This window comes from Mesorhizobium qingshengii (assembly GCF_900103325.1).
Taxonomy (GTDB): domain Bacteria; phylum Pseudomonadota; class Alphaproteobacteria; order Rhizobiales; family Rhizobiaceae; genus Mesorhizobium; species Mesorhizobium qingshengii.
The window spans coordinates 432,297-444,846 of record NZ_FMXM01000003.1 but is presented as its reverse complement, the minus strand read 5'-3'; the positions used below and the strand labels follow the sequence as shown (position 1 = coordinate 444,846).

Here is a 12,550-nt window from a genome sequence, read left to right as displayed (position 1 = left end):
AAAAGGGGCGGTGTGATGACGCGGCTCAGCGCCGCGCCCGCAAAAGTGCCAGCAGCGTTTCCTCATCGGGCCGTTCGGCAACGCGGAGTCTCTCGCCGGCGATATTGTCAAGGGCGGCGGCGATGCGCGCGGAAAGAGCGAAAAACCATGTTTTTTCAAAGAGCCTTTGCAGAGTGGGCCGCGAGGTCAGGGCCTGTAACGTCTGAGCCGCCTTGGCCGAATAGAGCAGCACCGCGTCCGCGGGTTGACCGGAGAGGCGCGCAAGCACGGCGTCGTCCGGATAATCAATCGCGAGCGTGTCATAGGTCTCGACGGCCTGGACCGGGACACCAGCCGCTTCCAGCCTCTGTTCGAACGCCGGAAACCGCACCCGTCCACAGAGATAGACGACGGTCTTGCCCGGGACATCGCCGGCCAGGCTGTCAGCCAAGGCTTCGGCATCGCCTGGGCCGACGCTGACGGACAAGAACCCTGCCTTGAGCGCCGCTTCCGCGGTCCTCTTGCCGACGGCATGACAGGGCAAGGCGGCAAGCGCCGCGATGACTTCTTTCGGCGCATGGCGCACGGCATTCGCACTGGTGATGGCAACCGCCGCGGCGCCGGCCTTGGGCAGATCGGCGGCGACAGGCATTGCAACGGTCTCGGTGAGCGGCAACAGGATCGGCTCGAAGCCCCTGTCCCGCAGCAGCGACATCGTGCGCGATGCGCCCGGTTCCGGCCGCGTCACCAGAACGCGAAGCATCGTCAGGCCCAGCCGTCGAAGAACTTTTCGCCGGCCTTCGCCCGCACCGTCCCGGCGGCTTCCGCGCCGATGCGGGCGGCGTCCTGGGCCGGGCCCTGCAGCTCGACGGTGTGCGACTGCGTGCCGTCGGGCGAGATGATCAGCCCGGCGAAAGACAGCAGTTCGGCCTCGATGATGGCATGGCCGGCGATCGGCGTGCGGCAGGAGCCGTCGAGCGCCGCCAGAAAGGCACGTTCGCAGGCCAGCGCCTGTCCGGTCGGCCTATCATGGATGGCCGCCAGCATCTTGTCCGCGTCACGATCGCCGATGCGGCTCTCGATGCAGATCGCGCCCTGCCCCGGCGCCGGCGGGAAGATGTCGAGCGGCATGAGGTCGGTGATGACATGGTCGAGCCCGAGCCGCTTCAACCCGGCATGGGCGAGGATCGTGCCGGCGGCGACGCCTTCGTCAAGCTTGCGCAGCCGCGTCTGCACATTGCCGCGAAACATCACCACGTCGAGATCCGGCCGCATCCTGCGGATCAGCGCCTGCCGCCGCAGCGACGACGAGCCGACTTTCGCCCCTTGCGGCAGGTCGGCGATCGTCTTCGCCGCCTTGCCGACAAAGGCGTCGCGCGCGTCCTCGCGCGGCAGGAAGGCACTGAGTTCCAGGCCGTCGGGCAGTTGTGTCGGCATGTCCTTCGACGAATGCACGGCGATGTCGATCCGGCGTGCGAGCAGCGCCTCCTCGATCTCCTTGGTGAACAGCCCCTTGCCGCCGGCTTCCGACAGCGGCCGGTCCTGGATGCGGTCGCCGCTGGTCGAAATGACGACGACCTCGAACGACGCCGCCGGCAGGCCATGCGCGGCCATCAGCCGCGCCTGCGTTTCATGCGCCTGCGCCAGCGCCAGCGGGCTGCCGCGTGTTCCGATTCTCAAGATTGTTTGCATGGCGCGCGGTCCGTGATAACCCCCCGGGCAAATGGAGGTCTGTCGAGATTCAAGTCAGGCCGAGCCGAAAATGGTGGTTCCGGGAACCGGAGCGGAGCGTACCTTCGGGTACGTGAGCACCGCAAGCGCGGAAACCGCCATTCGCAGGCCGGCATCACCTGAATATCGGCAGACCTCCTAACGGGGAAAGCCCGACGATACAATCTCTGGGGACAGCGACCAATTGATCCGCGTTCTGGGCATCGAGACGAGTTGTGACGAGACCGCCGCCAGCGTCGTGGCGCTGGACGGCGATGCCGCGCCAAAAATCCTGTCCAACATCGTGCTCAGCCAGATCGAGGAGCATGCCGCGTTCGGCGGCGTCGTGCCCGAGATCGCCGCGCGCGCCCATGTCGAGGCACTGGACGGCATCGTCGAGGCTGCCCTTGCCGATTCGGGCGTTGACCTCGCCGACATCGATGCCATCGCCGCGACCGCCGGCCCCGGCCTTGTCGGCGGCCTGATTGTCGGGCTGATGACGGCCAAGGCGATCGCCGCCGCCGCGGGCAAGCCGCTGATCGCCATCAACCACCTCGAAGGCCATGCCTTGACCGCACGGCTGACCGACGGGCTCGATTTTCCCTATCTGCTGCTGCTGGTCTCCGGCGGCCACACGCAGATCCTCGCCGTGCGCGGCGTCGGCGACTATCAGCGCTGGGCCACCACCATCGACGACGCGCTCGGCGAAGCCTTCGACAAGACGGCCAAGATGCTCGGCCTGCCCTATCCCGGCGGACCGAATGTCGAAAAGGCGGCACAGGCCGGCAATGCCTCGCGCTTTGCCTTTCCCCGCCCGATGAAGGGTTCGGCGCAGCCCGACTTCTCCTTCTCCGGTTTGAAGACCGCCGTGCGCCAGGCGGCGACCGCCATCGCCCCCTTGAGCGACCAGGATGTCGCCGACATCTGCGCTTCGTTCCAGGCGGCGGTCGCCGATGCGCTGGCCGACCGCGTCGCGCGTGCGCTTTCGCGCTTTCGCGAAACATTTCCGGGCACGAAAGATCCGGCGCTGGTCGTCGCCGGCGGTGTCGCCGCCAACCGGACCATCAAGGCGACGCTGGAACGCCAGTGCGCCGAGGCTGGCTTCACCTTCGTCGCGCCGCCGCTGAAGCTTTGCACCGACAATGCGGCGATGATCGCCTGGGCCGGTATCGAACGGTTGCGCGAAGGCATGGCGCAGGAGAACGGCTTCGACTTCGTGCCGCGCTCGCGCTGGCCGCTGGACGGCATCTCGACGCCGATGGTCGGTTCCGGCCGGCGTGGAGCCAAGGCATGAATGATCGGGCCCTGAGCAGTCGAGACATGAATAGTCCGGGCAAAAGCGGCTGGCGCGTCACTGTCCTTGGCGGCGGCGCCTGGGGGACGGCGCTGGCACTCGCCATGCTGCGCGCCGGCCACTCGGTGCGGCTGTTCGCGCGCGACCCGGAAACCGTCGCCTCTATCGGCCGTGGCGAGAACCCGCGCTATCTGCCCGGCATCGCCATCGCGCCCGGCATCGAGGCGACGAGCGACATCGAGACAGCGCTCGCTGGCGCTGATTGCGTGCTGGCGGTGACGCCGGCGCAGTCACTGCGGGCAACGCTGGCGCTCGCGAAAGGCCATATGCCGGCCGGCATTCCGCTCGTTCTCTGCGCCAAGGGCATCGAGCGCGACACCGGTGCCCTGCTGTCGGCGATCGTCGAGGAAATCCTGCCGCAAAATCCCGTCGCCGCCCTGTCGGGCCCGAGCTTCGCCACCGATGTCGCCCGAGGCCTGCCGACGGCGGTGGTGGTGGCCGCCCGCGACGAAGCTCTGGCCGCCGACCTCGCCGCCCGCTTTTCCGCCGAGAACCTGCGCTGCTATTCGAGCGACGACCTTATCGGTGTCGAGATCGGCGGCGCCTTGAAGAACGTCTTCGCCATCGCCGCCGGCGCGGTCACCGGCGCCGGGCTTGGCGCCAGCGCCCAGGCCGCCATGGTGACGCGCGGTTTCGTCGAGCTGCGCCGCATCGGTGCTGCTTTCGGCGCCAGGCCCGAAACCCTGATGGGGCTCTCCGGCCTTGGTGACCTGCTGCTCACCTGCTCCTCCGCCCAATCGCGCAACTTCGCCTATGGGCTGGCGCTCGGGCAAGGCAAGCCGCTTGCAGGACTGCCACTGGCCGAGGGCGTGCCGACGGCCGCAATCGCTGCCCGCATCGCCAGCGAGCGCAACATCGATGCGCCCATCATCACCGCCGTAGCGGCCATACTGGACGGCACCATCACCATCCAGCAGGCTGTGACCGCCTTGATGACCCGGCCGCTGAAGACCGAAACCAACGATTGATTGATCCCTCGACCAGGAGAAGACCATGCTGTTCGCTTTGATTTGCAAGGACAAGCCCGGAAGCCTACAGGTGCGCCTCGACACGCGGCCCGCGCATGTTGCCTTTCTGGAAGGATTGAACGGCGACAAGAAGCTGGCTTTTGCCGGTCCGTTCCTCGATGCCGAAGGCAAGCCCAACGGCAGCCTCGTGGTCGTCGAGGCGCCGGACTTGGCCGCAGCACAGGCCTTGTCGACTGCTGACCCGTACGCCAGGGCCGGGCTGTTCGAAAGCGTCGAAATCCGCCAGTGGAACTGGACGTTCAACAAGCCGGCGGCTAGTTAATTCCGGTCGACGGCGAGCGAACGCCGGAGCAATTCCAGGAAAAGTGTGAAACGGTTTTCCGTCCGGAATTGCGTCAAGACAAAGAGTCTAGGAGGAGCAAATGAACTACTGGCTGTTCAAATCCGAACCCTCGGTCTTCTCCTTCGAGGCGTTGAAGGCCAAGGGCAAGGCCGGCACGCAATGGGATGGCGTGCGCAACTACGCCGCGCGCAACAACATGAAGGCAATGCAGATCGGCGATCTCGGCTTCTTCTACCATTCCAACGAGGGGCTCAACGTGGTCGGCATCGCCGAGGTCTGCGCGCTTGCCCATCCCGACACCACGTCGGATGATCCGCGCTGGGAATGCGTCGACATCCGCGCCTTGAAGGATGTGCCGAACCCGCCGACGCTGGAACAGGTCAAGGCCAATCCGAAGCTTGCCGAAATGGCGCTGGTGCGGCTCGGGCGGCTTTCGGTGCAGCCGGTGACGCCGGCCGAATGGAAGGAAGTCTGCCGCATGGGCGGCCTGACACCCGCCCCGTGACGGCGCTCACGCCAAACAGCGCCAAGCAGTTCATCCTCGACAACACGGCGCTGATGGCGCCGCCGCACGTGCCGGAACTTCTTCTGCACCTTGCCGACGAAGCCCATGATTTGTGGCAGCGGACCGAGGATGAGCTGGTCGAGATCGGGCTGCCACCGCCCTTCTGGGCATTTGCCTGGGCCGGTGGCCAGGGTCTTGCGCGCTATGTCATCGACAATCCCGACACAGTGCGGGCCAAGCGCGTGCTCGATTTCGCTTCCGGCTCCGGCCTTGTCGCCATCGCCGCCGCCCGGGTGGGTGCCGCCGAGGTGGTCGCCGCCGACATCGATCCTTTCTGCGCAACCGCGATCCGTCTCAATGGCGAGGCGAACGGCGTCCGGATCGACTTCCTAGGCACGGATTGCATCGGGACCGACGCGGGCTGGGACGTGATCCTGGCCGGCGACGTTTTCTATGACAAATCCTTCGCCGACCGGTTGATGCCGTGGTTCGCGACACTCAAGGCGCGCGGCGCCGAGATCCTCGTCGGCGATCCCGGCCGGTCGTATATGCCGAAGGCGGGGCTGGAACCACTCGCGGTCTATGAAGTCGCCGTCACGCGAGCATTGGAAGATTCCCTGGTCAAGCGCACGACCGTCTGGCGGTTTGCTTGACGCCGTCGCCGAACAGGCGTTTCCATAAATCTGCATCTGGAGGGGCAAGCTCATGGATTTTTCAGCAGTGAATTGGCTGGCGGTGGTCGCCGCCGCCGTGGTGGCGTGGTTGTTCGGCGCCGCCTGGTACATGGCCTTGAGCAAGCCGTGGCTGAAGGCCGCGAAATTCGATCCGGCGACAATGAAGAAATCGCCGCTGCCCTTCGTCATCAGCTTCATCGCCGAACTGGTCATGGCCTACATAATGGCCCTGGTCGTCGGGGCGATGACCGGCGGCGAGCCGACATGGCTCGCCGGACTGGTCTTCGGCTTCGTGCTTTGGCTGGGTTTCGTCGCGACAACGCTCTCGGTCAACCATCGCTACGAGAATTTCGGCTGGGACCTGACCGTCATCGACGGCGGCCACTGGCTCGGCGTGCTGCTGATCATCGGCGCGGTGATCGGCTGGTTCGGCGCCGCGGCAAGCTGAATGAACGGCGGTGCTTTGATGCTGGCGGACGAATCCGGATTCCCCCGCGACCTGGTGTTCACCCGGGTTTGTCACGTCAAGCAAGGCTACGAGGACCGGCGCCGGCACATCGTCAAGGAGTTCGAGCGGCGCGGGGTTCCCGTTTACTTCTACACCGACTGGGACCAGCCGGAGGTCACCCCTGAAATCCGCGCCGAGCTGATTGCCCCCGACTTTGTCCACCCGGCGCGCGTCTCGCTGGCGCTGAAGCATGTCGGCATCTGGCGCGATTTCCTCGAGACCGACCTGCCCTATTGCCTGGTTTTCGAGGACGACGTGTTCCTCGCCCGCAACTTTGTCGCCAAGTTCCGGCAAGGGCTGACCGAACTCGGCGACCCCACGCGCAAGGCCGTCATCTACCTTGGCAATGGCAGCAACTACTACACGCCGAGCTGGAAATTGCGGAGGGGCCAGAAGCTTTATCCGGCGCTCCATGCCAGATGCGCCGATTCCTACCTCATCACCCGCCCCGTCGCCGAAGCTCGTTGCGCCTGGATCGCCCAGAACAAGATATCCAGGCCGATCGATCATCAGATCGAACAAATGGACGACGAGCTGGGGATTGAAATGCTGTGGTTCGAACGGCCGATTGCCGAGCAAGGCAGCGAAAACGGCGCTTTCCAGACCTCGGTTGCCGGCAAATTCCGTCCGCTGCTGTACAAGAAACTGCAATGGAACTGGAAGAAGTACAACCGCATGATCTTCGGCCACAACGCCCGCTCTTGAGCGAAAGGACAGGCAACGGCCGTGCCTATGCCTTGTCCGTGGTTCGCGTCTTGGCCACTTCCTCCAGAATCCATTCGCGAAAGGCGACGATGCGGGGATCGTCAGCCGTGGCCTGGGGATAGACCAGGAAGTAGGCGAATTCCGGCGCGACCCTGATGCTGAGTTCGAAGGGCCGCACCAGCCGGCCCTCGGAAAGGTCGTTTGCCACCATGGCGAAATCGGCGAGCGCGACGGCGTTGCCGTCGAGCGCCGCCTGGACCGCATCCGTGGACGTCCCGAAGACGACGGTGCGACTGTCATCGAAATCATCGACACCGGCCGCAGCCATCCACATCCGCCAGTTCGGCCATGTCACGCCTTGGCGCGCCCATTCGATATGGGCGAGCGTATGGTTGAAGAGATCGCGCGGCTCCCGCAAGGGCGGTCCGGATTTCAGCAGACTCGGGCTGCATACCGGAATGATGATGTTGTCGAACAGGCGGTGCGCGCAAAGCCCCGGATATTTGCCGGCGCCGAAGCGGATGCCGACATCGACGTCGTCGAGGTCGAAATCGCGCAATCCGTAGGCGATGTCGAATCTGAGCTCGATGCCCGGCCTCTGCTTGCGGAAATCCTCGACGCGCCGCATCAGCCATTTGGCCGCGAACTGCGCGTCCAGTGTCACCTTCAGAAATTCCGTCCCGCGCGCCATCTTGCGCGCCCGCATGGCGGCCCGGCCAAGCAGGTCGAGCGCGTCGGTCGCGGCCTCGAACAGCACCGTACCCGCCTCCGTCAGCCGGATGGTGCGGCTGGTGCGCGTGAAAAGCACGATGCCGAGCTGATCCTCGATTTCCTTGATCTGGTGGCTGACGGCGGCCGGCGTCAGGCCGAGCTCGTCGGCGGCGCGAGTGAAATTGAGATGCCGGGCCGCTGCCTCCAGCATCCTGAGCGCCCGGGTTCCCGGCAGCAGGGTTGCCATCAGAGCGTGACCTGGTCGAAGCGGCCCACAGCGTCTCCATCCTCAAATAAAACTTGATGATAGGGAAAAAACTACTCGTTTCCTGCTTGGATTTCAATCGGGCATGATGCGTTTACAGAAACACCATCAAACCGGATTTGATGTCCGGTGAACGGATCATGTCATGTCGCACGCTCTCAACTCTGCTCCTGCCCGGCCGGCCTGGCTGACCGCCACCCTCGACTGGCTGCGTCAAGCCAGGGTCGCGGTCAACCTTCCGCACCAGAACGTCGAGGACCTGTCCGATCGCCAGCTGCGCGATGTTGGCGCCAGGCGCAAGGACATTGCGCGGGCTACGGACCGTGAGATGGGCCGGCTGGGTCTTCTCGACATAGGCTGGCAGCGTCCTAAGGGAATAAGCAGTAGGGCAGTAAGGCAGTAGGGGAAAATCAAGGCGGCACCGACGCCTGTGCCTACTGCCTACCGCACCACCCTCATCACCGTCCGATCCGACAGCAGCGGCAAGAGCCGCGCCATCGTGCGTGCCGTCACCGCGACGCAGCCTTGCGTCGGCGTGAAACCGGGGCGCGCCAGGTGGAAGAAGATGGCGCTACCGCGGCCACGCCGGCGCGGCGATAGGTTCCAGTCGAGCACCAGGCAGGCGTCATAGAGCCGGTCGTCGCGCCGCATGCGTTCGTGGCTGGCGCCATAGGGGATCTTGACCGGCCGGTTGTAGTTGCGATCGTCAGGCACTTCGCACCAGCCGAGATCGGGCCCGATGGGCGTCATCGCCAGGCGGGTCTTGCGACCGCCGGAGAACTGATCTCCCCGGAAATAGCCGGACAGGATCCGCATCGAGGCGAGCGGCGTGGCGCCGTCGCCTTCGCGCTTGTCGGCCGAGATGCCGCCACGCCCCAGCGCACAGGCAAATACCGTTGCGCCGGCCTGCAGCAGGCCCTGGCTTGGATGGCCGGGCCTGGCCCGCACGGTCAGCACGCGCAGCCCTTTTGGCAAAATTGCGCCGGCTGCATTGCGCTCGCGTTTTTTCTTGTATGATCGTGCCACGGAACAAATCACTGTGATCGGCTGTTGTGCCGGTCAGCTTCCGCATAAACAGGCAGTGGTCAACTGAATTTTCTTTTCAAAACAACGGATTGATCCATGACTTCACGCACCATCCTGATCGTCGACGACGATGACGACCTGCGCGGCACGCTGGTCGAGCAATTGTCCCTTTACGAGGAATTCGACGTGCTGCAGGAATCGACTGCGGCAAAAGGCGTCGCCGCGGCGCGCGGCGGCCTCATCGATCTGCTCATCATGGATGTCGGCCTGCCCGACATGGATGGCCGCGAAGCGGTGAAGATCCTACGCAAGGGCGGCTACAAGGCGCCCATCATCATGCTGACCGGCCACGATACCGATTCCGACACGATCCTTGGTCTCGAGGCCGGAGCCAACGACTATGTGACGAAGCCGTTCCGCTTCGCCGTGCTGCTTGCGCGCATCCGCGCGCAATTGCGCCAGCATGAACAGAGCGAGGATGCCACCTTCTCGGTCGGCCCCTATACCTTCAAGCCCAGCCAGAAACTGCTGATCGACCCGCGCGGCGCCAAGGTGCGGCTGACGGAGAAAGAAGCCTCGATCATCAAATATCTCTATCGCGCCGACCAGAAGGTGGTGACGCGCGATGTGCTGCTCGAGGAAGTCTGGGGCTACAATTCGGGCGTCACCACGCACACGCTGGAAACCCATGTCTACCGGCTGCGCCAGAAGATCGAGCGTGATCCTTCCAATGCGGAAATTCTTGTGACAGAAAGCGGCGGCTACAAGCTGGTTCCTTAAACATTTCATTATCCAATGAGCGGCCGAGGCGGGGCCGCTTTCGGGTACGATCCGGTTGGTGGGGGTTCTGGATCGACTCCGCGCATCGGCCCAAAAATCGGATTCGATTTTGGAAAGCACGATGCGCAGATTGAAAAATGTTAGAGCGTCCTTTGCGCGTTCAAGAGCACGCGCGGCGCTCTAGAGGAGGGATTGGACTGACCGTTCGGGGACACAGCTAGATGGCGCTGGATGACGACATCCGCATCCTGTCCGCCGTGAGGCTCTTCGAGGGCTTCACGCAGGAACAGTTGCGCCTGCTCGCCTTCGGCGCCGAGACCACCCTGCTGCAGGCCGACCACAAGCTCTACCGCGAGGACGACGAGGCCGATTCGGCCTATATCGTGGTCAGCGGGCGCATCGTGCTCTATCGCGAGCAGGATGGCGAACGCATCCCGATCGGCACGGCCGGCCCCGGCACGATGCTGAGCGAACTGGCATTGATCGCCGACACCAACCGGTTGACCAGCGCGTCGGCCGAGATCGATTCGGAAGTGATACGGCTCAGCCGCAAGATGTTCCGCCGCATCCTCGAGGAATACCCGGAAGTCGCGGTGCAATTGCATCAGCGCATCCTGGAGGATTTCCAGACAATGATCCGCCGCATCGAAAAGCTGGCGCCGCGCTTTTCCGGATAGGCGCTCATGGACTTCCAGCTGCTTCGCGCCACCGAAACAGACCTGCCCTTCATCATGGCCACCGAACGGGGCGAAGGCTATGACGCCGTTGTCGGGCGTTGGGACGAAGCGCGTCACCGCGAAGCCATGGTCGACGGCAGCCATGCCTATTTTGTCGGTGTCGACGGTTCGGCGCCGATAGGCTTTGCCATCCTTCGCCAATGGGCTTCGGCCGAGCGCGTGACACTGGTCAAGCGCATCGCTGTCGTCGTGCCGGGACAGGGCCATGGCAGGGTGCTGCTGGCCGCCGTGATCGACCGGGTTTTCGTCGAGACCGATGCCTATCGACTTTGCATCGGCCTGTTCCCCGACAACCATCGCGCCCGGCGCGCCTACGAGGCTGTCGGCTTCACGGCCGAAGGCATTGCGCGCGGCAGCGCGTTTTTCCACGGTGTGCATCGCGACGAGCTGATCATGGCGCAGCTGCGGCCCGAATGGGAACAGCGCCGACCCCAGGCGTCCAAAGCTAGTCCAGGTTGAAACGCGCGATCACCGGCACATGGTCCGACGGCCGCTCCCAGCCGCGCGCCGGGCGCAGGATCTCGTAACCGGCAAAATCGGGCACCAGATTTGGCGACGACCAGACATGGTCGAGCCGCCGGCCGCGGTTCGACGCTTCCCAGTCCTGTGCGCGATAGCTCCACCAAGTGTAGAGCTTCTGTTCATGCGGCACGTTGAGTCGCATCAGGTCGACCCAGTTGCCGGCCAGCCGCATTGCCTCGAAACTCTCCGTCTCGACCGGCGTGTGGCTGACCACGTTGAGCAGCTGCTTGTGCGACCAGACATCGTGCTCGAGCGGGGCGATGTTGAGGTCGCCGACCAGCACCGAGCCCGACACCTCGTCATGCTCGGCCCGGATGGCATTCATCTCGGCGACGAAATCGAGCTTGTGCTTGAACTTCCTGTTGATGACGGGATCCGGTTCGTCGCCACCCGCCGGAACATAGAAATTGTGCAGCAGGATCGCCTTGCCGCCGGCTCGCACCGTCACCGAGAGGTGGCGGCTGTCCTCGATCTCGCAGAAGCGTCGCTTCTCGACCACCTCGATCGGCCGCCGCGCCACCGTCGCGACGCCGTGATAGCCCTTCTGGCCATGGAAGGCGATGTGCTCGTAGCCGAGCTTGCGGAACGCCTTCTCGGGAAACAGCTCGTCGGGAACCTTGGTTTCCTGCAGGCAAAGCACGTCGGGCGCATGCTCGACAAGCAGGCGCTCGACGATCGGCATGCGCAGACGGACGGAATTGATGTTCCAGGTGGCGATGGAAAAGGGCATGCGGCGGTCCGGAAAGAGGTCCCGAACTACTGCCAGCCGCGCGCCGCAAAGACAAGCCAGCATGCGCGTGCTGCTTCCTCTTGCACCAGCGGCAGCTGGGATTCAGGTCAGGCCGAGTCGGAGTCGAAGACGGGCGCGAAGCGACCAAACAAGGTGGTTTCCCAGAACCGGCGCGGAGCGTACTTGAAGTACGTGAGCACCGGAAGCTCAGGAAACCGCCATTTGCAGGCCGGCCTCACCTGAATCTACCGCGTCTTGGTGTTCAGCTCGCGGTTGGCCGTATAGTCGATGGCAAAGGTGTCGGGCGCGAAGCTGACGCCTTCCTTGGTGTTGAAGATCATCACCGTGGTGTCCTTGCCTTGCGCATCGGTGATCGTCCATTGGCGCAAATCATAGGTTTTCGGATCGAACATCATGGTGATCCTGGCATTGCCGAACACCGACTTGTCGGCGAGCTGGATCGTGGTGAGGTCGTCTTCCTCCTTGACGCTTTTGACGCGGTCGCCGGAGAGGTCGATCCTGTTGTCGAGCAGCAGTTTCAGCGGCGTTTTCGACAGCGGATAGAGATCGGACGTGTTGAGCTTCTTGTTCAGGATGACCACCGACTTGCCGTCTGAAATCACCTTGAAATTCGAGGCACCATCATAGTTGAAGCGGATCTTGCCCGGCCGCTCCAGGAAGAACTTGCCGCCGGTCTGCTCGCCCTTGGGGCCGAACTGCACGAATTCGCCACTCATCGATTTGACCGAGGAAAAATGGTCGGCGATCTTCTGCGCGGCCTGTGGCACGGCCGCCTGCGCCGAGGCCAGCAACTGGAACCCGGGCACCACATTGAAGGCCGCAGCCCCTGCAAACGCCAGGCCGAGGCCAAGCAGTTGGCGTCGGTTGGGAGCAAGATCGCTGAGCGCTGAAGAAACATTTTTCATGTCGGTCACTCTCATCTGATTCCTGAGTTGTTCTGGTCCTTGGACCCCCAGTTGGGCTGAAGTTTGGCGATCGGACGCCCCTCAGTCGCTTCAACGTCCTGAAAGGT

Annotated in this window: 17 protein-coding genes; 11 read left to right on the top strand and 6 right to left on the bottom strand. The window is 64.1% G+C overall.

What is annotated here, in order from left to right; genetic code table 11:
- Positions 1-25: 25 nt before the first annotated feature.
- Positions 26-742 carry a uroporphyrinogen-III synthase gene (locus BLS48_RS05970; RefSeq protein WP_091576063.1) on the bottom strand — a complete coding sequence of 239 codons (717 nt, stop codon included), beginning with the start codon at positions 740-742 and terminating at the stop codon, positions 26-28.
- Positions 743-744: 2 nt separating this feature from the next.
- The gene (hemC, locus tag BLS48_RS05965; RefSeq protein WP_091576062.1) at positions 745-1,671 is read right to left on the bottom strand and encodes a hydroxymethylbilane synthase; all 927 of its coding nucleotides are present in this window, start codon (positions 1,669-1,671) and stop codon (positions 745-747) included.
- A 226-nt stretch (positions 1,672-1,897) separates the two neighbouring features.
- Between hemC and tsaD the strand changes: the two genes are divergently transcribed.
- The 7 genes from tsaD (at position 1,898) to BLS48_RS05930 (ending at position 6,746) form a co-directional block, all read left to right on the top strand.
- Entirely contained in the window at positions 1,898-2,983 is a 1,086-nt protein-coding gene (gene tsaD / locus BLS48_RS05960; protein WP_208604593.1) for a tRNA (adenosine(37)-N6)-threonylcarbamoyltransferase complex transferase subunit TsaD, read from the top strand.
- Positions 2,980-4,011 (top strand): NAD(P)H-dependent glycerol-3-phosphate dehydrogenase, encoded by a 1,032-nt coding sequence (locus tag BLS48_RS05955; protein WP_091576060.1) that lies wholly within the window; start codon positions 2,980-2,982, stop codon positions 4,009-4,011. Before tsaD ends, BLS48_RS05955 begins: the two co-directional genes overlap by 4 nt.
- A gap of 25 nt (positions 4,012-4,036) precedes the next feature.
- Complete coding sequence (locus BLS48_RS05950) at positions 4,037-4,333, top strand: YciI-like protein (protein WP_091576059.1); 297 nt, start codon at positions 4,037-4,039, stop codon at positions 4,331-4,333.
- A 100-nt stretch (positions 4,334-4,433) separates the two neighbouring features.
- Complete coding sequence (locus BLS48_RS05945; protein ID WP_091576058.1) at positions 4,434-4,859, top strand: EVE domain-containing protein; 426 nt, start codon at positions 4,434-4,436, stop codon at positions 4,857-4,859.
- A complete protein-coding gene (locus tag BLS48_RS05940; protein WP_208604586.1) occupies positions 4,814-5,512 on the top strand; it encodes a class I SAM-dependent methyltransferase in 699 nt (232 codons plus the stop codon). The genes BLS48_RS05945 and BLS48_RS05940 overlap by 46 nt, the downstream gene beginning before the upstream one ends.
- Positions 5,513-5,564: 52 nt before the next feature.
- Positions 5,565-5,981 carry a DUF1761 domain-containing protein gene (locus BLS48_RS05935; RefSeq protein WP_091576056.1) on the top strand — a complete coding sequence of 139 codons (417 nt, stop codon included), beginning with the start codon at positions 5,565-5,567 and terminating at the stop codon, positions 5,979-5,981.
- Positions 5,982-6,746 carry a glycosyltransferase family 25 protein gene (locus BLS48_RS05930; RefSeq protein ID WP_244529520.1) on the top strand — a complete coding sequence of 255 codons (765 nt, stop codon included), beginning with the start codon at positions 5,982-5,984 and terminating at the stop codon, positions 6,744-6,746.
- 25 nt (positions 6,747-6,771) lie between these two features.
- On the opposite strand, the gene gcvA is transcribed toward BLS48_RS05930, so the two are convergent.
- On the bottom strand, positions 6,772-7,704 hold the full coding sequence (gene gcvA, locus BLS48_RS05925) for a transcriptional regulator GcvA (protein ID WP_091576055.1): 933 nt from the start codon (positions 7,702-7,704) through the stop codon (positions 6,772-6,774).
- 163 nt (positions 7,705-7,867) lie between these two features.
- On the opposite strand from gcvA, the gene BLS48_RS05920 reads away from it, so the two are divergent.
- Positions 7,868-8,125, top strand: a complete 258-nt coding sequence (locus BLS48_RS05920; protein WP_091576054.1) for a hypothetical protein — start codon at positions 7,868-7,870, stop codon at positions 8,123-8,125.
- 38 nt (positions 8,126-8,163) lie between these two features.
- On the opposite strand, the gene BLS48_RS05915 is transcribed toward BLS48_RS05920, so the two are convergent.
- Positions 8,164-8,700: a L,D-transpeptidase family protein gene (locus BLS48_RS05915; RefSeq protein WP_208604592.1), complete on the bottom strand. Its 537-nt coding sequence runs from the start codon at positions 8,698-8,700 to the stop codon at positions 8,164-8,166.
- Between the two features lie 144 nt (positions 8,701-8,844).
- On the opposite strand from BLS48_RS05915, the gene BLS48_RS05910 reads away from it, so the two are divergent.
- The 3 genes from BLS48_RS05910 (at position 8,845) to BLS48_RS05900 (ending at position 10,724) form a co-directional block, all read left to right on the top strand.
- Positions 8,845-9,528 (top strand): response regulator transcription factor, encoded by a 684-nt coding sequence (locus tag BLS48_RS05910; protein ID WP_091576052.1) that lies wholly within the window; start codon positions 8,845-8,847, stop codon positions 9,526-9,528.
- A 221-nt stretch (positions 9,529-9,749) separates the two neighbouring features.
- Positions 9,750-10,205, top strand: a complete 456-nt coding sequence (locus BLS48_RS05905; protein WP_091576051.1) for a cyclic nucleotide-binding domain-containing protein — start codon at positions 9,750-9,752, stop codon at positions 10,203-10,205.
- 6 nt (positions 10,206-10,211) lie between these two features.
- On the top strand, positions 10,212-10,724 hold the full coding sequence (locus BLS48_RS05900) for a GNAT family N-acetyltransferase (protein ID WP_091576050.1): 513 nt from the start codon (positions 10,212-10,214) through the stop codon (positions 10,722-10,724).
- Here the strand turns inward: BLS48_RS05900 and BLS48_RS05895 are convergent.
- The gene (locus tag BLS48_RS05895) at positions 10,711-11,517 is read right to left on the bottom strand and encodes an exodeoxyribonuclease III (protein ID WP_091576049.1); all 807 of its coding nucleotides are present in this window, start codon (positions 11,515-11,517) and stop codon (positions 10,711-10,713) included. The two genes, BLS48_RS05900 and BLS48_RS05895, sit on opposite strands and share 14 nt — an antisense overlap.
- 245 nt (positions 11,518-11,762) lie before the next feature.
- On the bottom strand, positions 11,763-12,443 hold the full coding sequence (locus tag BLS48_RS05890) for an outer membrane lipoprotein carrier protein LolA (protein ID WP_091576231.1): 681 nt from the start codon (positions 12,441-12,443) through the stop codon (positions 11,763-11,765).
- Positions 12,444-12,550 lie beyond the last annotated feature (107 nt).